Origin of the sequence: Rubrobacter tropicus (genome assembly GCF_011492945.1) — a bacterium.
GTDB lineage: Bacteria > Actinomycetota > Rubrobacteria > Rubrobacterales > Rubrobacteraceae > Rubrobacter_D > Rubrobacter_D tropicus.
In genome coordinates, this window is the sequence record NZ_CP045119.1 from 2,885,479 (window position 1) to 2,904,358 (window position 18,880).

16 protein-coding genes are annotated in these 18,880 nt (G+C 66.5%); 2 read left to right on the top strand and 14 right to left on the bottom strand.

The window, feature by feature from the left end; translation table 11 throughout:
• From ispF to radA, 4 genes are read right to left on the bottom strand one after another with little or no spacing between them, the layout of a single operon-like run.
• A complete protein-coding gene (gene ispF, locus GBA63_RS14505) occupies window positions 1–480 on the bottom strand; it encodes a 2-C-methyl-D-erythritol 2,4-cyclodiphosphate synthase (protein WP_166177168.1) in 480 nt (159 codons plus the stop codon).
• Entirely contained in the window at window positions 480–1,208 is a 729-nt protein-coding gene (gene ispD / locus GBA63_RS14510; protein WP_166177170.1) for a 2-C-methyl-D-erythritol 4-phosphate cytidylyltransferase, read from the bottom strand. Before ispD ends, ispF begins: the two co-directional genes overlap by 1 nt.
• Window positions 1,209–1,230: 22 nt before the next feature.
• Window positions 1,231–2,295 carry a DNA integrity scanning diadenylate cyclase DisA gene (disA, locus tag GBA63_RS14515; protein WP_166177172.1) on the bottom strand — a complete coding sequence of 355 codons (1,065 nt, stop codon included), beginning with the start codon at window positions 2,293–2,295 and terminating at the stop codon, window positions 1,231–1,233.
• Between the two features lie 17 nt (window positions 2,296–2,312).
• Window positions 2,313–3,695 carry a DNA repair protein RadA gene (radA, locus tag GBA63_RS14520; RefSeq protein WP_166177174.1) on the bottom strand — a complete coding sequence of 461 codons (1,383 nt, stop codon included), beginning with the start codon at window positions 3,693–3,695 and terminating at the stop codon, window positions 2,313–2,315.
• Window positions 3,696–3,770: 75 nt separating this feature from the next.
• Here radA and GBA63_RS14525 point away from each other — a divergent pair, with 75 nt between their 5' ends.
• The gene (locus GBA63_RS14525; RefSeq protein ID WP_207956807.1) at window positions 3,771–4,415 is read left to right on the top strand and encodes a hypothetical protein; all 645 of its coding nucleotides are present in this window, start codon (window positions 3,771–3,773) and stop codon (window positions 4,413–4,415) included.
• Between the two features lie 324 nt (window positions 4,416–4,739).
• Window positions 4,740–5,903 (top strand): DUF4352 domain-containing protein, encoded by a 1,164-nt coding sequence (locus tag GBA63_RS14530; protein ID WP_166177178.1) that lies wholly within the window; start codon window positions 4,740–4,742, stop codon window positions 5,901–5,903.
• A 102-nt stretch (window positions 5,904–6,005) separates the two neighbouring features.
• Here GBA63_RS14530 and GBA63_RS14535 read toward each other — a convergent pair whose 3' ends face one another.
• From GBA63_RS14535 to tilS, 10 genes are all read right to left on the bottom strand, one after another.
• Complete coding sequence (locus tag GBA63_RS14535) at window positions 6,006–8,525, bottom strand: ATP-dependent Clp protease ATP-binding subunit (protein WP_166177180.1); 2,520 nt, start codon at window positions 8,523–8,525, stop codon at window positions 6,006–6,008.
• 378 nt (window positions 8,526–8,903) lie between these two features.
• Complete coding sequence (gene lysS, locus GBA63_RS14540) at window positions 8,904–10,370, bottom strand: lysine--tRNA ligase (protein ID WP_166177182.1); 1,467 nt, start codon at window positions 10,368–10,370, stop codon at window positions 8,904–8,906.
• A 58-nt stretch (window positions 10,371–10,428) separates the two neighbouring features.
• Window positions 10,429–10,914: a transcription elongation factor GreA gene (gene greA / locus GBA63_RS14545; protein ID WP_166177184.1), complete on the bottom strand. Its 486-nt coding sequence runs from the start codon at window positions 10,912–10,914 to the stop codon at window positions 10,429–10,431.
• A gap of 348 nt (window positions 10,915–11,262) precedes the next feature.
• Window positions 11,263–12,027, bottom strand: a complete 765-nt coding sequence (locus GBA63_RS14550; protein ID WP_166177186.1) for a type III pantothenate kinase — start codon at window positions 12,025–12,027, stop codon at window positions 11,263–11,265.
• 7 nt (window positions 12,028–12,034) lie between these two features.
• Entirely contained in the window at window positions 12,035–12,523 is a 489-nt protein-coding gene (gene folK, locus GBA63_RS14555; protein WP_207956808.1) for a 2-amino-4-hydroxy-6-hydroxymethyldihydropteridine diphosphokinase, read from the bottom strand.
• Window positions 12,520–13,881, bottom strand: a complete 1,362-nt coding sequence (locus tag GBA63_RS24190) for a Clp protease N-terminal domain-containing protein (RefSeq protein WP_323127015.1) — start codon at window positions 13,879–13,881, stop codon at window positions 12,520–12,522. Before GBA63_RS24190 ends, folK begins: the two co-directional genes overlap by 4 nt.
• Before the next feature lie 71 nt (window positions 13,882–13,952).
• Window positions 13,953–14,810, bottom strand: coding sequence for a dihydropteroate synthase (folP, locus tag GBA63_RS14565; protein WP_207956809.1), 858 nt, complete (start codon window positions 14,808–14,810; stop codon window positions 13,953–13,955).
• Between the two features lies 1 nt (window position 14,811).
• Complete coding sequence (gene ftsH / locus GBA63_RS14570) at window positions 14,812–16,722, bottom strand: ATP-dependent zinc metalloprotease FtsH (RefSeq protein WP_207956810.1); 1,911 nt, start codon at window positions 16,720–16,722, stop codon at window positions 14,812–14,814.
• 215 nt (window positions 16,723–16,937) lie between these two features.
• The gene (gene hpt / locus GBA63_RS14575) at window positions 16,938–17,477 is read right to left on the bottom strand and encodes a hypoxanthine phosphoribosyltransferase (RefSeq protein WP_166180233.1); all 540 of its coding nucleotides are present in this window, start codon (window positions 17,475–17,477) and stop codon (window positions 16,938–16,940) included.
• Complete coding sequence (gene tilS, locus GBA63_RS14580; protein ID WP_166177188.1) at window positions 17,474–18,823, bottom strand: tRNA lysidine(34) synthetase TilS; 1,350 nt, start codon at window positions 18,821–18,823, stop codon at window positions 17,474–17,476. The genes hpt and tilS overlap by 4 nt, the downstream gene beginning before the upstream one ends.
• Between the last annotated feature and the right edge of the window lie 57 nt (window positions 18,824–18,880).

Below are 18,880 nucleotides of genomic sequence, written 5' to 3' on the forward strand. Positions count from 1 at the left end.
CTAACGCTCCTGCAGGAGGCAGACGGCCTGGGCGGCGATCCCCTCCCCCCTGCCGGTGAAGCCGAGCCGCTCCGTCGTGGTGCCGCGCACGCTGACCCGCGAGAAGTCTACTTCCAGGGCGCCGGCGAGGTTCTTACGCATGGCGTCGCGGTGGTCCCGGATCTTGGGCCGCTCGCACATCACGACGGCGTCCACGTTGGCGACCTCCCACGAGCCGCCGACGATGCGGCGAACCTCGCGCAGAAGCCCGATAGAGTCAGCGTCTCTCCACCGGGCATCCGTGTCCGGGAAGTAGTGGCCGATGTCTTCGAGGCCGGCGGCCCCCAGCAGCGCGTCGGTGACGGCGTGGGCGAGAACGTCCGCGTCGGAGTGGCCGAGGAGCCCCCGGTCGAACGGGATGTCCACGCCGCCGAGGACGAGCTTCCTGCCGTCCTCCGCCGCCGCGAACGCGTGGACGTCAACGCCGAGCCCAACCCGCATCAGGTAGACGCTCCTGGTCGTGGGTCCCCTTCGCGCGCGGCGAGTATCGCCTCGGCGAGCACAAGATCTTCGGGCGAGGTCAGCTTTATGTTCGTTTTGTCGCCCTCGATCAAGAGCACCCGCCCCCCGTTCCGCTCGACGAGTGAGGCGTCGTCGGTTGCCGCGCCGAGGTACTCGTCGGGCGCCTCGTGGAGCCGCCGCAACAGACCGAGACGGAACGCCTGCGGGGTCTGGACGGCCCGGAGCTCCGTCCGGTCGAGCGTCTTCACGACCTCGCCGCCCCGCGCGACTTTTATGGTGTCCGAGACGGGGGTCGCAGGCACGACGCCGTCGGGATGGTCTTCGGCCGTCGCGGCCCCCACGATACGGTCTATGAGGTCAGGGGTGACGAGGCAGCGCGAGCCGTCGTGCACGAGGACGACGGTCTCGGGGTCCTCCTCGCAGAGTAAGAGCCCGCTCTTGGTGGACAACTGCCGGAAGGGACCCGGCTCGGCGCAACCGACGTACTTCGAGATGCCGGCCTCCTTCGCGAGCGACTCGACGCGGGGCCGGTCGCCGACGGCGTAGACCCTGCCGACCGAGTCCGCCTCCTCGAAGGCCCGAAGCGTGTGGTAGAGCGCTGGCCTACCGCGGAGGGTCAGGAACTGTTTGGGTCGGCCCATGCGGGTGCCGAGCCCGCCGGCCAGCACGAGCGCTACAGCGGGAGGGTTCGCCATGGCGTTCGCCAACGCGCGGGGTCCTCGGAATTCGTCACATAACCTCGCCCGAGGTCTCCAAACTCCGCTGGCGTTCGAGGCCGCGCTGGATGGCGCGGGCGCGGGCCTGGCCGACGCCCTCGACCTCGTCGAGCTCCGCCTCGCTCGCTTCCAGAAGGTCCTTCAGGGAGCCGAACTCCCGGATCAGGCTCTCGGCCACCCGCCGCGGCAGACGCGGCACCCTCTCCAGCTGGCGGTAGCCCCGGGGTTTCAGGAAGAAGTCCTCCGTCCGGCCGACCGAATCGTAGCCGAGGGCGCGCGTGATCTCCTCGGCCTCCGAGAGCTGCTCGGGGGAGAAGTTCCTCAACCGCGTTCGGACCTCCCCGCAATCCACGCCTTCGGCGGCGTAGTCCCGGATCAGGGCATCGTACTGCTCCGGCACGTCGTGGAAGGCCTGCTCCAGCTGCATCTCGACCAGACGCCCCTCGCTCCCGAGCTCCCGCACGTAGGCCTCGACCTCCTCGGCTATCCGCACGGAATACTCGAAGTTGCCGATCGCCCCGACGACTTCCCGCAACGTGACGGCGCCGTCGTACTCGTGGACGGTCAGGGCGCGGGCCTCCTCGCGCAGCCTCCTCGTGAACTTCTCCAGGGTCGCTATCGCGGAGTTCGCCTTGGAGAGCACGACGCCGATGTCTTCCAGGACGAGCGGCCCGAAGTCGCCCTGGTACAGGCTCACGACGCGCCGCCGCTCGGAGACGACTATGACGAGGTCCCCGCTCTGCTGGGCCGTTCGGTGGCCCGCGAGGTGGCGCATCCCGGTCTCGTGAGACTCCAGGGTCGGGTCCGGGCTGAGCTGGACGTTGGCGTAGTGGATCACCGAGACGTTCGGCGAGAGGACTATGGCCCCGTCCATCTTCGCGAGCTCGTAGAGCCGCATCGGCGCGAAGTCCAGCCCGAGCTTCATCCCGCCCGAGATGATGCCGAGGTTTTCGAGCTTCTCGGGCCTGGAGACGACGATGAGCGCGCCGTTGTGAGCCCGGATCACGTTCTCTATGGCCTCCCTGAGGTCCGTTCCGGGGGCCACGAGCCTGAGCGCGCCGACCAGTTCGTCCGGCATCGTTCTGCGGGACGGGCTCACAGTAGCGCCACCGCCACGGCCTCCTCGAGCGTACTGACCTCGATCACGCTCGCGTCCTTCCTGGTTCTTGCATCAAACCCCTCGTCCGACGTTCCTTCGGGCCTGATTATACGCCCATACCCCATCTTCAAGACTTCCCCCGTACGCCGCGGCGCCCCGGAGACGAACCTCACGTCCCCGGTCAACCCGACCTCCCCGAAGCAGGCCGTCCCTTTTCCGACGGGCTTGTCCCGCAGCGCGGAGGCTATCGCGAGCGCCACCCCGAGGTCGGCCGCCGGCTCCTCGACCCGCACCCCGCCCGTCACGTTGACGTAGACGTCCTGGTCGGCCAGCGAGAGGCCGGCGCGCCGCGCCAGCACCGCGCAGAGCATGTTCACCCGGCCCGTATCGACGCCGTTGGCGATCCTGCGCGGGTTCGCGAGCGGGCTGGGTGCTACCAGGCTCTCTATCTCGACCAGCATCGGCCGCGTCCCCTCCAGCAAACACACCGTCGCCACCCCCGAGGGCATCTTCTCCTCCCTCTTGGAGAGGAAGAAAGCCGACGGGTCCTCGACCTCGACCATCCCCCGGCCCGTCATCTCGAAGACCCCGATCTCGTTGGTCGAACCGAACCGGTTCTTCAAGGCCCGCAAAACCCGGAAAGACTGGAACCTGTCCCCCTCGAACTGGAGGACCGTGTCGACCATGTGCTCCAAAACCCGCGGCCCCGCGATGGACCCGTCCTTCGTGACGTGGCCCACCAGGACCACGGCTATCCCCTCGCTCTTTGCCAGCCGCATCAGCCTGGCCGCGCACTCGCGCACCTGCCCGACCCCTCCCGGGGCACCGGAGAGTTCGGGCGAGTAGAGCGTCTGGATCGAATCGACGACGACGACGGTCGGGCGCTCCTCCAGTATGGTCGCCTCGATGACGTCCACGTCCGTCTCCGAGAGCACGCTGAAACCCGCGCCCTGCACCCCGAGCCGCTTCGCGGAGAGCGCCACCTGCCGCGGCGACTCCTCGCCGGAGACCATCAGGCAGCCCTCGCCGAGGTGGCCCATCACCTGCAACAGCAGCGTGCTCTTGCCGACGCCGGGCTCCCCGCCGACGAGGACCATAGAGCCCGGGACTATGCCGCCGCCGAGTACCCGGTCGAGTTCCGCGACGCTCGTGCCGATCCGGCCTCCGTCGGCGGCTGCCTCGACCTGATCCAACCTCAGCGTCCTGCCTGCCGCCCCCGTCTTCTTCCTCGTCGCCCGCTCCGCGAAGCCGACCACCTTCTTCGCCTCGCGCGCCTCCTCGACGAACGTACTCCACTCCCCGCAATCGGGACAGCGCCCGAGCCACTTCGGAGCCTGGTGCCCGCAGTTCGAGCAAACGTAAAGCGTCTTTGTAGCCATGACCTGATTGTACGGGATAGGACCTTGCAGGACGGCGCCTTGTTTGACGTTCACTCCCGTCGCTACAATGGCTTCATGCTTGGCGGAATCGCAAGGTCGAGGGCGTTGGGCCGCGTCGTTTTAACGGTCGCGACGATCCTGCCGGCCGTGTCCGCCTGCGGCGCCGGGGGAGGCTTCGACGACGCCGATCCCCGTTACGCCAGCGAGCGCGAGAGGCTGCTGGCGACCTGCCCGGCCAGAGCGCAGGCTTTCTTCGCCTGGCAACAAGAGTTGGCGGAGGGAAAGGGACTCGAAAGGCCCGTCGACGAGAACGATCTCGTACTGGATCCCACCGCGAACCTCGCGCAGAATCACCTGCTGACGCTGCCGGACGATCAGCGCGGCGGAGTCGTAATAGACAGCGTCCGGGACCGTGTGATCGTCCAGGTGACGCGCGGCGAGGACGAGGTGCTGGCCGATCTGCGCGAGAAAATCGAAGATCCCGAGACCGTTGCGGTCGAGACCGTCCGCTGGTCGGAGGGCGATCTGTCGTCGTTCGCGCGCCGGATAGAGGACATACCCGGCTCGGATTCTTGGGGCTATGGGTTCGGCAACGCGAACGGGAGGATCGAGGTAGACGTTCCCGGCGACGCTAACGAGGCCCGCCGCAAGATCGCCGGTGTCATCGACCCGTGCGCCTTCACGGTCAGGGGAAACGCGCCCCCCATGCGACCAGAATAATCCTGGCGTGGACATTCACATCCGTCTCCAGGACGTTCCGCGGGCAGCAACCCCGAGGGTGTCCTAGACTGTCGGGGTTCGAGACGGATCTTGCGAGGGGAAATGGCCGGAAGAGGAAGCCCCGTTTACTGCGCGCAGTGTGGAAGCATCGTCGATGCCGCGGACAAGTTCTGCGGGGCATGTGGCGCCAGGGTATCCCCTTCGGCGCAAGATGCGGTTCCAACGCACGAGACGCAAGCCCGGGCCTATGCCCCGCCGCCCACCTCGAACCGTAGCAACAGTCGGGCGCTGCCCCTGGTTCTGGGCCTCTCGGCCGTCCTGATCGTGCTGGCCGGCGTAGGCGCCATAGTGGGCTTCGCCCTCGTCGGCGGCGACGATACAAAGGCCCCGCAAGCCTCGGCCAACGAACCGGCACCCGCGAAAGACCCGGAGCCGGCAAGTGAGGAGGCCGGTGGCAACACCGAAGCCTCCCAACCTTCGACCGAGCAGGATCTCGGCATCGGCGACTCCATCGAGGCCGAGGGCGTAGAGGCGACCTTGAACGGGGTGCGTATCCTGCCGACCACGGACCTAGACCAGCCCATCGAGAACCCGGACAATCGCTTTCTCGCCGCGGACCTCACCTTCGAGAACGTCTCGGATGAGGCCGTCTCCGTATCGAGCCTGCTGGAGTTCGTGCTCAAGAACGAGGAGGGCTATTCCGCCTCCCAGACCGTCCACACCCAGCAAAAGGGGCTGGCCGAAGGCGAGATAGCCCCGGACGAGAAGGCGAGCGGCGAGATCGTCTACGAGGTACCACCCGAATCCAGGGGCCTCCAACTGGACTACAAACCGTTCGCCAGCGGCGGCACCTACACCTGGACCATCGGCGACGCGCAGGGCATAGCCACCGCGCCCCAACCCGAAGAAGCCACGTCACCTACCCCCGAACCCACGACGGCCGCCTCGCCAGCCTCCGAAACCGAAGTCGCCGGGGCGGCCGAGGACTACTACCAGGCCGTCGATCGCGAGGACTGGGCCTACACTTACGCCAACCTCGACGCCGCCACCAGGGCGCTCTACCCGGAGGACGAGTGGTACCTCAAGAACCAGTACTTCGCCGACACCGAGGGCCTGAAGCTGTCCACCATAGACGTCGTAGTAGAGAACTCCACCTCGGACCCCGAGGTCGGCGTCACCGTCTACAGGACCTTCAAGGACGGCACCTCCATAAACCGCTACACCCTCTTCGTCCAGGAGGACGGCGCCTGGAAGCACCGCTTCACCGAAGAAGAGAACGCCATCTTCGAGCCGGGCGTCCCCTACGAAGAGTTCGTCGCGGGGAGCAGCGCCTCGGCAACAGCCGATTCCTCCGCCTCGGCAGCCGCGGACGGCGACATCAACTGCGACGAGGTAAGCCAGGCGCAGGCTCAGGCGATCCTGGAGAGCGACGGCAGCGACCCGAACGACCTCGACGGCGACGACAACGGCACGGCCTGCGACGGTTAGGGCTGACGATAGAAGCCACCGCGCCGCGTTGGCAAAGCACGCGAAAGGGGGCGGGGGCGCTTATCGCGCCCCCGCCCCCGGATACTTCGGTTTCGGTTTTCCTTACTCGGACTCGACCTTGACGATCTCCTTGGGCTGGCTGACCTTGATGTCCACTATCGACTCGTCCTCGGAGATGTCGTCTGAAGACTTGTCGTTCGGCTCGATGGTCACCTTGGAGCCGTTGGGGATCTCGCCCTTGAGGATCATCTCGCTCATGGGGTCTTCGATCATGCGCTGCAGCACGCGGCGCAAAGGCCTCGCCCCGAACGCCGGGTCGTAGCCCTCCTCGGCGAGCTTGTCCAGGGCCTCGGTCGTGAACTCGACCGTGACCTCGCGCTCGGCGAGCTGCTTGCGGAAGCGCTTGACCTGGACCTCGATGATCTCGCGCATCTGCGCCCGCTCCAGCTTGTGGAAGACGATGATCTCGTCGATCCTGTTCAGGAGCTCGGGACGGAAGATCTTGCGCAACTCGCTCGTTACGCGGCCCTTCATCTCCTTGTAGGAGAGCCCCTCTTCGCCCCCGCCGAAGCCCAGGGACTGAGTCTTGTTGATCGTCTGGGCCCCGACGTTGGAGGTCATGATGATCACGACGTTCTTGAAGTCGACGGTGCGCCCTTGGGCGTCGGTGAGCTGCCCGTCCTCGAGGATCTGCAACATGATGTTGAAGACGTCCGGGTGGGCCTTCTCGATCTCGTCGAAGAGAACGACGCTGTACGGACGGCGCCTGACCTTCTCGGTGAGCTGCCCGCCCTCGTCGTAGCCGACGTATCCGGGCGGCGAGCCGACCAGACGCGAGACCGTGTGGCGCTCCATGTACTCGGACATGTCGAGCCGGATCATTGACTCCTGGTCGCCGAAGAGGTACTCGGCCAGCGTCCTCGCGAGCTCCGTCTTACCGACGCCCGTGGGGCCGAGGAAGACGAACGAGCCGGAGGGCCGGTTCGGGTCCTTGATGCCGGCGAAGGTGCGGCGAATAGAGCGGGAGACGGCCTTGATGGCCTCGTTCTGCCCGACCACGCGGCCGTGCAGCGCATCCTCCATCTGCAAGAGCCTCGCGGACTCCTCCTCGGTCATCTTCTTGACCGGGATGCCCGTCCACATAGAGACGATCTCCGCGATCTCGTTCTCGCCGATGGAGACCCGCTTCTCCTCGACCTTGCCCTCGCGCCAGGCCTTCTCGAGCTCTCTACGCTGGGCGACGAGCTTGCGCTCCGAATCGCGGAAGCGGGCGGCCTTCTCGAACTCCTGGCCGTCGATAGCCGCTTCCTTCTCCGTGCGGACCTGGGTGAGCTCCTCGTCGATCTCGCGGTAGTAAGGCGGCGAAGACATGGTCTTGATCCTCATCTTGGAGGCCGCCTCGTCGACGAGGTCTATTGCCTTGTCGGGCAGGAACCTGTCGGCGATGTACCGGTCACCGAGCTGCGAGGCGGCCTTCAAGGCCTCGTCTGTGATGTCGATGTTGTGGTGGTCCTCGTACTTCTCGCGCAGGCCCTTGAGGATGAGCTCCGTCTCCTCGACGGACGGCTCGCCGACCTGGATGGTCTGGAAGCGACGCTCCAGCGCCTTGTCCTTCTCGACGTACTTGCGGTACTCGTCGATGGTCGTGGCACCTATAACCTGGATCTCACCCCGGGCGAGAGCCGGCTTCAGGATGGAAGCGGCGTCGATCGCGCCCTCGGCCGCACCCGCCCCGACGAGGTTATGGATCTCGTCGATGAACAGGATGATGTCGCCGTGGTCGGTGATCTCCTTCATTATCTTCTTGAGCCGCTCCTCGAACTCACCCCTGTACTTGGAGCCCGCGACCAGCGCCCCGAGGTCGAGCGTGTAGACCTCTTTGTTGGCGAGGATGTCCGGGACCCTATCCTCGGCTATCTCCTCGGCAAGCCCCTCGACGATGGCGGTCTTGCCGACGCCGGGCTCGCCGATGATGACGGGGTTGTTCTTGGTGCGGCGGACGAGGATCTGCATGATGCGCGCGATCTCGTCGTTCCGCCCGATTACCGGGTCGAGCTTCTCCTCCTCGGCGTAGGCCGTGAGGTTCCGCCCGTACTGGTCGAGCTGGCGGGTCTTGGGCCGCTTGGCCTCCACCCCGCCGCGGCCACCGGCCGCCTCGCCAGCGCCGCCGCCCCGGCTCCTGCCGCGACCACCGCCGAGACGCCGGACGACCTCGCGCCTGACCTTGTCCGGGTCGACGTCGAGGTTCGAGAGCACGCGCGCCGCCACACCCTCGGACTCGCGCACCAGGCCAAGCAGGATGTGCTCGGTGCCTATGTAGTTGTGGCCGAGCTGCAGCGCCTCGCGCAAAGCCAGCTCGAGCACCTTTTTGGAGCGCGGGGTGAAGGGCGCCTGGGCCCCTGTCCCCTCTTCACCGTAGCCGACTATGCTCTCGACCTGCTCGCGCACCTCGTCGAGGGTGACGTTCAGAGAGGAGAGCGCCTGGGCGGCCACGCCCTCGTCCTCGCGAAGGAGGCCGAGGAGCAGGTGCTCGGTGCCTATGTAGTTGTGGTTGAAATGACGGGCCTCGTCCTGCGCGAGCACCACGACCTTGCGGGCCCGCTCCGTGAATCGTTCGAACATCAGCGGGATCCTCCTCCGCTCCGAGGGATCTTCACGGCGTAGGGAATACGAACGGTCTGCTCTTGTATACGACTGTCTGAGATTTCCAGATTACACATCTCTAAAATTTGCCTTTCGAAAATGACGTTCTCCTCTTGCCGGCCTCCGCCCCTAGAGTATACAGGCGATACCCCCGGAAATTCTGGAGCCGGGCCCACTTTACGCTCTGAGCGCTATCCCTTGTGTCGTACGAAACTCGACCATCCTTCCATCGCGCTGCAAAGAGGTTACTCTGGCCTCCCTCGTCCTTCGGTGTCCCGACTCACACGGAGGCCTCGAGGTTTTCAGGCTCTAAGGCTTTGAGGGTTTGGGGATCGGACCCCGTCCCGGCAAGCACCCCTAAGAACCTAAGAACCTCCGATGCACCTCCTCGGGCGGCAAGCCCGCTATAAACGGCCCGGCCTTCGGCCCGCTGGTCTTGCCGAGCAGCGTCTTGTAGACGGCGGCGAAGGCCCGCTTGGGCTTCAGGCCGCGTCCGACGGCGGTTGAGTAGAGAAGGTCCTGCACCTCGTCCCCGCCCATCTCCGGCCCGAGGCTCGCGGCGACGGCGCCGAGGTACTCGCGCTGCTCCGCGTCGAGCCCGGCCGCGAACTCGCGCGACTCCTCCGGCTCTAAAAGCCCGATCCTCATGGATTCGGGCGCCCAGTCGCGCGCCCAGTTGCGGGCGTAGTAGAGGTCCTGCGCGAGCTGCTCGGGGTCCCCGGCCGCCCCTTCGTAGCCCCCGCGCCGGAGCATCGTGGCCGCCGCTTCGACGTCCTCTCCTACCGTCTGGGCGACGAGCGCGAGGTGGTTGAAAGGGACCTCGCTCCCCCCCGTCTCCTCGTTGAACTCGTCCATGAAGCGGGGAAAGCCTTCCCAGAGGTCCAGCTCGATGGCGCGGGCCGGGTCGCGGCCCAGGAAGAGGCGCCGCAGAGCGTCGGGCGGCATGATCTTCAGCAGGTCCTTCGGCAGGAGCACTATGCCCTTGGAGCTGCTCATCGCGCCCTGGCCCTTTATGTAGTTCCACTCGTACTCGAAGCGGCCGGGGATCGGGTAATGGAAGACCTCGCGGCTCATCCTGTCCGCCGTGTCGGTCGAGCCCCCGCGGCTGGTGTGGTCCTTGCCGAAAGGCTCGAACGTGACGCCGAGCGCCTTCCACCGCGCCGCGAGCTCGACCCGCCAGCCGAGCTTGCCCTCCCCTTTCGAGTAGTCGGCGGTCTCCTCGAAACCGTCCTCGTCAACGAAGACGACGCAGTGCTCCTCGGGCAGGTGCTCCAGAACGCGGGCGCCGGTCAACTTTCCGGAGGTCCTGCGCGGCAGGTACGGTGACCAGTGTCCGGGCATCTCGCGCCCGCTTGCCTCCTGAAGGATGCCGCGCAACCGCTCCGTGTGCTCGATCGCCTCGCGCGTGACGTCCGTGTAGACGCCGTCCTCGTACAGCTCGTGCGAGCGGAGGACCTCTATGTCCATGCCCATCTCGTGAAGCGCCTCCTCGAACGGGACGAGGAAGTGGTCGGAGTAGGACGCGTGGCAGCCCTCCGGGTCCGGGACGCGCGAGAGGCTGTGGCCGAAATACTCCTCGTAGCTCTCCGGAACCCCGGGGGCCACCTTGCGCAAGGGGTCTATGGTGTCCGCGTGGAAGACGAAGCGGACCTCTTCGCCCCTGTTCCTGAGGGCGTTCGCCACGGCTTCGGCGACCAGGACCTCGCGCAGGTTGTGGATGTGGCCGGAGGGGCTTATGCCGGTGACGACCACGTGAGGGCCGCCGCCCAGCCTGTCGGCCACCCTCTCGGCCCATGAGGGTACGGGGATGCCGGTGTCGCCCATACGTCGCTCCACTAGGGGTAGTTTACGGAAAACTCGGGGAACTTCGAGGCCGGAGGTGTTAGCTCGCCGCCTCGACGTTGACGATCTCGTACTCCGTCGCGCCGCGCGGGGTCGAGACCGTTACCTTCTCGCCCACCTTGCGCTTGAGCACCGCGCGGCCGACGGGCGAGGCGTGGGAGAGCTTGCCGCTCCCCGGATCGGACTCGTTCGCGCCCACGATCTGGAAGGTCCGCTCCTGACCGCCGTCGACGCCCCGCAACGTGACCCGCGTCCCGAGGTCGACCGAGCTGGCGTCGGCCTGGGAAGGGTCCACGACCTTCGCGTTTCGGACGCGGCGTTGGATCTCGCTGATCCTACGCTCCAGAAGCCCCTGCTCGGCCTTCGCATCGTCGTACTCGGAGTTCTCCGAGATGTCCCCAAACTCCCGCGCCTGCCGGATGCGGTCGGCAACCTCCTTGCGACGGACGTCCATGAGGTAAGAGAGCTCCTTCTGAAGCTTCTCCAGCCCCTCGGGGGTAACGAGTTCTTGGTTTCTGTCGGTCATGAGCCGCGAGATTATACGGGCGGGTCAGAAAGCTGTCAATGCGAAACGCTGCGCGTTTCGGCACGCTGCCTTTGGCAGCTTTCAGCACGCTACGCCCTATGGGCTCCGCTTTCGGCACGCGTCGGCCTGCTCCGCAGTCCTCGCTCTCAGCCCGTCAGCTTCTTGCTGCGTAAGGCCAGACCGGGCCGCGCATGACGAAGCGGTTCGGGTGTCGGGAGGCGTAACGTGTACAGACGACTCGCTGAAAGTCCCCGAAGGGGACGTGCTGAAAGCGAAAGCCGAAGGCTGGAGCGGGCTGACAAGGCGCGACAGCGCCGGGCTGATAAGCCGCCGTAGGCGACGTGCTCTCTACGAGTTTATCTCGTAGAGAACGCGGAGTCCCTTCAGCGTGAGATCCGGGTCGAAGGTCTGTATCTCCTCGCAGTACGGGACCACGACGCCGGCCGGGCCGCCGGTGGCTATTACGTGTGGGTTATCGGAGTTCATCTCTTCGCGGCTGCGCCGGATCAGGGCGTCCAGGGCGCCGGCGTAGCCGTAGATGAAGCCGCTCCGCAGGGAGTCGGGTGTGTTGGTGGCAATGACCCTTCGCGGCGCCTCTTCGAGGTCCACGCTCGGGAGCTTGGCCGTCCTGGCGACGAGGGCTTCGAGGGCGACGTTCAGGCCAGTAAGGATGGCGCCGCCGAGGTAGTTGCTCTCGGCGTCTACCGCCTCGACGGTGGTGGCCGTCCCGATGTCCACGATGATCGCCGGGAAACCGTAATGTTTGCCCGTCGCCACGGCATTCACTATCCTGTCGGCGCCCACCGCCCCGGGATCGTCGTAGCGGTTCGTGAGGCCGGTCTTCATCCCGGCCGTGACGCCGTAGAAGGGCACGTCGAAGACCTTGGATGCCAGGTCCTTGTAGGAGCGGGTGAGGGCCGGCACGACGCTCGAGACGATCATGGCGTGTACCTGTCCGAGCCTGAGCCCCTGCATCTCCAGCAAGCCCGCGAAGACGACGGCGAGCTCGTCCGCGGTCCTGTGCTCCTCGGTGGAGACGCGCCACTGCCCGCGCGTCTCCTCACCATCAAAAAGCCCGAGTACCGTCTGCGTGTTCCCGATGTCGACCGCCATTAACACCCTACACGCCCTTCCCGAACTCCCGTATGCCCGTCAAATCAGCGGAGGCCAGCAAGTCTCCGACCGCGCCACGGCCAGGAATATACAGATCCGGGTCGAGGTCCGCGAGGCCAACGAGGTTGAAGGCGCGCGGGATCCCCCGGTGCGGCACCCCGAAATCCGGTTCATCTATTTCCTCATTCCCGAACAGCAACACGTCTACGTCCACCGTCCGCGGGGCCTTCTCGCCTTTCCGTTCCCGGCCCAGCGCCGCCTCGACGCCCTGGCAGAAGCGCAGGAGCTCGACGGCAGAAACCCCGCACTCCAGATCGACGACGCGGTTCAGGTAGTCGGGCTGGTCTCCGTCCACCTCGACGGGCGCCGTCTCGTAGACCTTCGACACGCCGCGAACCTCCATAGAAGGTCCGCGTCCGAGGGCATCGACGGCCGCCCGCAGGTACGCCATCCTGTCGCCGAGGTTGCTGCCGAGGCTCAGGAAGGCACGGGTCACCTGCGGAACGTGGTGGAGACGGAGAAGGTGGAAGCGGGTGGGTTCGCCGGTTCCGGAGCACCGGAGATGGTGACGCCGAGCTCCAGCATCGCGGGGAACGATCCCATCAACCGCTCGCCCAGCGCCATTGCCGCGGCCTCCAGGCTTCGGGCTTCGGTCTCGAGGAGTTCGTCCCGGATCATGTCCGCGACGTCCCCCAATTCTACGCTGGTCGACCCGACCGCGAACTCCGGTGAGACCCGGTAAGAGTAGTCTGCATCGGCGCTTACGGTCAGCGGGCGCGGGAGGTTCAACTCCGCCCTGATCCCCTCCACCTTCCCCCGGAACAGCTTCCAGCCTGCTTCCTCCGTGCTCCGCCCGACTTGGTCTAGCGAATCGTACTCGACTCCGCTGCCAGCAAGCCTGCGCATGACCTCGCGGCGAACGACATCGGGGTCCACGTCCAGGTTCAGGAGCACGCGGGCGGCGACACCCTCGGACTCGCGCACCAACCCGAGCAGGACGTGCTCGGTGCTGACGTAGTCGTGGCCGAGCTGCGCGGCCTCCCTGAGCGCGATCCGCAAGACCTTGTTGACGCGGGGCGTGAAGGGCGCCTGGGCGCCTGTCATCTCTTCGCCGTAGCCGACGATGCTCTCGACCTGCTCGCGCGCCTCGTCCAGGTGTACCCCGAGCGCCTCCAGAACCTCGGCGGCTATGCCGTCTTCTTCGCGGATCAGGCCCAGCAGGATATGTTCGGTGCCTATGTAGTTGTGGTTGAAGTGACGGGCCTCGTCCTGCGCGAGCACCACGACCTTGCGGGCCCGCTCCGTGAACTTTTCGAACGATGCCCGGTCCTCTTCCCGCGGATAGCGGCCGAACGACCTCTGGAGCGCCCCCCGCGCCCAGCCTAGCGGGGATGGAGTCGCCCGTGACCGAAAGCGGGTCCCTCCGCCCATCCTGCGCAGAGTCTCTCCACGAATCTTTTCCGGCTCGATGCCGAGGTTGGAGAGCGCTGTCGTGGAGACACCCCCGCCTTCGGCCAGCAACCCGAGCAGGATATGCTCGGTGCCTATGTAGTTGTGCCCGAGACGAAGCGACTCTCCGAGAGAGAGTTCCAGAACGTCCTTGGAGCCCTGCGTAAACGGCGCCTGGGAGCCGGTTTCCTCGTCACCGAACCCTACGATGTTCTCTACCTGCTCACGAACTCCATCGAGGGTGGCGCCACAGGCACGCAGAGCTTGGGCCGCCACGCCTTCCTCCTCGCGGATCAGACCCATCAGCAGATGTTCCGTGCCTATGTAATCGTGCCTGAGACGCGCGGCCTCGTCCTGGGCAAGCACGACCACCTTCCGGGCCCGTTCGGTGAACCGCTCGAACATCCTGGCTTATCCTCCTTCTCATCCCCGATGAGCGGGTCCAGTCTACCCCCTCAAAGGACGCTACGAAGGTTTCAAACCCTCCAGACGGCCTCCGCGACGGCGAGCGCCTCCCGGTTTGCCCTGACGTCGTGGACGCGAAAGAGGGTGGCGCCTCTCTCGTAGCCGAGAACGGTGGTCGCCACCGTGCCGAAGACCCGGTCCTTCGCCTCCTCTGTGCCCGTGATCCTGCCGAGGAACCTCTTGCGCGAAGCGCCCAAAAGAACGGGGAATCCGAGGCCAACTATGGCTTCGAGGTTACGGAGGAGCGCGAGGTTGTGCTCCAGGGTCTTTCCGAACCCTATGCCGGGATCGAGTGCTACGTTCTCGGCGTCCACGCCGGCCGCGATGGCGTGGTCGGCCCGCCGCGCCAGGAAGTCTCGCACCTCGCGCACCACGTCGTCGTAGCGGGGTTCTTTTTGCATGGTCTTCGGTTCGCCGAGCATGTGCATCAGGATGAGGGGACAACCGGCGTCCGCGACGAGCGCGGCCATGCGCCGATCACCCCGCAGCGCGGTCACGTCGTTGACGATTCGCGCCCCCGCTTCGAGGGCGGCTTCGGCGGTGGAAGCGCGGTAGGTGTCCACGGAGACGCCGGCATCGGGATGGGCTTGGAGGATCGCCCGGATCACGGGGACTACCCTGCGAAGCTCTTCTTCTTCGGTAACGGGGTCTGAGCCGGGCCTGGTGGATTCGCCGCCGATGTCTATGGCGTCGGCGCCTTCTTCGAGCATGCCCGCGGCGTGGCGTGCGGCGGCCTCCGGGTCGAGGAAGTCGCCGCCGTCCGAAAAGGAGTCGGGGGTTACGTTCAGGATGCCGAAAAGGGCGGGGCCGGGACCCTGCAGCGGGTTCCCGGCCCTCGCCCCTCGGCGCGTCGCCCGTTCGCGGGACACGTTAGTCCAGGAAGCGGTTCCGCTGGTGGCCGTCGCCGTCGGGGATAGCGCCGTTCGGTGAGACGTTGTCCACGGCGTACTCCTCCACCAGACGCTTGAGGTGCTTGGCGTCGACGGTCTCGTACTCGATCAGGTCTGCCGAGAGCCGGTTCATCAGCTCGCGGTTTCGGACCAGCAAGTCCTCCGCCGTGTCGTAAGACTCGTCGACTATGCGCCGGATCTCCTTGTCTATCTGGAAGGCGATCTCGTCCGAGTAGTCGGGCTGGTTGTTGAAGTCCCGCCCCATAAAGACCTGCCCCTGCTGGTGCCCGAGCGCCATGGGACCCAGCTTCTCGCTCATCCCGTACCTCGTGACCATCTGGCGGGCCGTCTGCGTCACCCGCTCCAGGTCGTTGGAGGCGCCCGTGGTGATCTCGTCGAAGGTTACCCTCTCGGCGGCCCGGCCGCCGAGCATCATCGCGAGCTGGGCCATGAGCTGGCCACGGCTCATCATGAAGCGGTCCTCGGTCGGAAGGCTCATGGTGACGCCGAGCGCCTGGCCGCGCGGGATTATGGAGATCTTGTGGACCGGATCGGCCTCGGGCAGCAGGGCGCCGACGACGGCGTGTCCGGCCTCGTGGTAGGCCGTGATCTCCTTCTCCTTCTCGGAGATGAGCCTGGTCTTGCGCTCCGGCCCCGCGATGACGCGGTCGATGGCCTCCTCCATCTCCTCCATCTCGATCTGGTCCTTGTCGTGGCGGGCCGCCAGGAGCGCCGCCTCGTTGACGAGGTTGGCGAGGTCCGCGCCCGTGAAGCCCGGCGTTCCCCTGGCGAGCGTGCCGACCTCGATGTCCGGGCCGAGCGGCTTGCCGCGGGTGTGGACGCGCAAGATCTGCTCCCGCCCCGGAAGGTCCGGCCGGTCCACCACTATCTGCCGGTCGAAACGCCCCGGACGCAAGAGCGCCGGGTCGAGGATGTCCGCCCGGTTCGTCGCCGCGAGCATGATGATCCCGCTCTTCGAGTCGAACCCGTCCATCTCGACGAGCAGCTGGTTGAGGGTCTGCTCGCGCTCGTCGTGCCCGCCACCGAGGCCGGCGCCCCTCTGCCTACCGACGGCGTCGATCTCGTCCATGAAGATGATGCACGGCGAGTTCTGCTTGGCCTGCTCGAACAGGTCGCGCACCCGGCTCGCGCCGACGCCGACGAACATCTCGACGAAGTCGGAGCCCGATATGCTGAAGAACGGCACCCCCGCCTCGCCCGCCACGGCCCGCGCGAGCAACGTCTTGCCCGTTCCCGGAGGGCCGACTAGGAGGGCGCCCTTGGGTATCCTGGCGCCGAGCTTCTGGAACTTCTGGGGTGACTCCAGGAACTCCTTGATTTCCGTGAGCTCCTGCACGGCCTCCTCTGCCCCCGCGACGTCGGAGAACGTGACCTTCGGCGAGTCCTTGGTCATCTTGCGCGCCCGGCTCTTGCCGAAGCTCATCACCCGGTTGCCGCCCCCCTGCATGGAGCTCATGAACAGGACGAAGAACAGGACGATCAGCAGTATCGGCGCGAGCGTGCCGAGCAGCGTGAGCCAGAAGCCCGTGTTCTGCGGGTCCACGTCGTAGGCGATGTTCTGCTCGTCGAGCTGGTTCGCGATGTCCGTGAGCTGCGTGTAGGAGTGCTCGAAGTTGACGGGCTCGCCGCCGCCCTTGGGCTCCACGAGGCCCTTGACCGTCTGGTCCTCGTCGAGGACTGTCAGCCGGTCCTCGCTCGTCTTGTCCTGGACGTTGACGAGGCGCCCGTCTTGCACGGCCTGCTGCCACTGCTGGGAGTCGAGCTCGCGCACCTCCGGGTTCCCCCGGCTCAGCATGTTCACCAGAACGACGGCGAGGACTATGAGGATGATGAAATAGAGTAACCCGCCGCCTCTAAGGATTCTGCCCAAAACCTCTTTACCTTCCCTGAATGCGTTTAGGACAGGCGGATTATACTACCTGCCGGCTTACAGGGACCCTGTACGTTCACAAAGGCATCAGGTTTCAGGCCGCAGGCTTCAGGTTACAGGCTTTGGGCATCAGGGGTGCTTTTCGGGCCGGGGTTCGCGATCGAAGATCTGAGGCCTGACAGCCTCCGAAGGAGGCGACCCGAAGCCTGAAGCCTCTAGGACGCGAAGACTTCCTCTTTCAAGATACAGATATCCGGGAGGTTGCGGTAGGCGCCGGCGAAGTCGAGGCCGTAGCCGACCACGAATTCGTCGGGGACCTCGAAGCCGAGGTACTTGACGTCGAGGTCGACCTTGCGGCGGGAAGGTTTGGTGAGCAGGGCGCAGATCTCTAAAGAGGCTGGTTTTCTGGCCTTAAGGGAACGCATGAGGTAAGAGAGGGTGAGGCCGGTGTCGATGATGTCTTCGACCACGAGGACGTGGCGGCCCGTCACGTCTTCTTCGAGGTCCTTGAGGATCCGGACCACGCCGCTGGAAGAGGTGCCGGAGCCGTAGGAGCTTATGTCCATGAAGTCGAGCTCGCACGGCAAATCGATGTTGCGCATGAGGTCGCTCATGACCACGACGGCGCCGCGCAGGACGCCGACGAGCAGCGGCCTCTCGCCCTCGTAGTCCTCCGTGATCCGGGCGCCCAACTCGCGCACTTTGGCCTGCACCTCGGAGGAGGGGATCAAGACTTCCTTCACGTCTGGCATCATGCTGGACATGTCCACGGGCTCTTCGCCACCTCCACTTTGAGTATCCGTCCTGTCTGCGTCTTTACACCGAACCCCTCGCCGAGCTCGCCGAAGGGGACCCAGGCCACCTCGCCCAGCCGGTCGACCACCACCGGCGTCCGGCGCCTCACGTCTTTGGGCACCTTCCTGTCCATCATCGCCCGCAGCACCTTCTTCGTCCCGCCGAGGCCCAACGGCCGGATCATATCCCCCTCCCGCACCGCCCGCACGCGGTAAGGCCCCAGGGAAGCGTCGAGGTAGGCCACCCCGGGCCGCGCGGCGTCCCCCGCGTCGAACCGGGCGACTTCTTCCGCATGGATCTCCCACCCCCCCAACGAGGTCTCCCCCTCATCCAGCACCTGCTCTCCGGCCAGCGGTTCGGCCCGCAAGTAGAAGGAGATCTCACCGTCCCCGCGCGCGGCGGCGACGACCCCGCCGGGCAGATCGAGCAAACGGGTACCGGAACCGGTCTCCCGGAGCGCGAGAACAGCCTCGACGTGCCGGAACTCGGGCGGCGGCGCGCCGGGAAGCACCTTCGAGTAGGCGGCGCGCACGGCGTGGCGCCTTAGGGCCGGCGGGAGCCCCTGAAGAGCCCCACGGGCCAGGACGGCCTCACCCCCCCTCTCCTCGACCGCGGCGGCGGCGAGCCCCTCCAGAGCCGCGAGGTCTTCGCGAACCGTGGAGGCGGCCCGGGCCAGGTTCCGGGCCGCGCCGGGATGCAGCTTCTCCAGGACGGGCAACACTTCCAGGCGGACGCGATTGCGGGCGTACTTGGCCGAAAGGTTCGTGGAATCCGTGCGGTAGGGCTGGTCGAGTTCGGCGAGGTAGCGGAGGACCTCCTGGCGCGTGCGTTCGATCAGGGGGCGCACTATGCCGCCGCGCACGGGAGGGATGCCGGCGAGGCCGCGCATCCCGGTCCCGCGCGCGAGGTTCAGGATGACGGTCTCGGCTACGTCGTCCGCGGTGTGCCCGGTCGCCACGACCCGCAGCCCGAACCGGGCCGCGACCTCCCGCGCGAGCCTGTACCTCTCGTCGCGCGCCCGCTCTTGCAGGTTGGACGTCCCCGAAAGGTCGATTTCGGCGATCTCACAGCGAACCCCGAGCCCGTCGCACAGCCGGCGCACGAACCCGGCATCCCGCCCGGACTCCCCCCCGCGCAGCCCGTGATCGACGTGGAGCACCGCCGGCTCCCCGCCGAGGGCGACAACCGCCCTCAGAAGAGCAACGGAGTCCGGGCCGCCGGAGACGAGGACGAGCGGCCGTCCCAGGTCCATGCCGTGGCGCTCCGCCGTCAGCCGCACACCGCCCACGAAGTCGTCCGATGCCATGGGTGCAGTTTATAGGAAGCTGTCAGCCGTCAGCTTTCGGCCGTCAGCCGGTCGTTT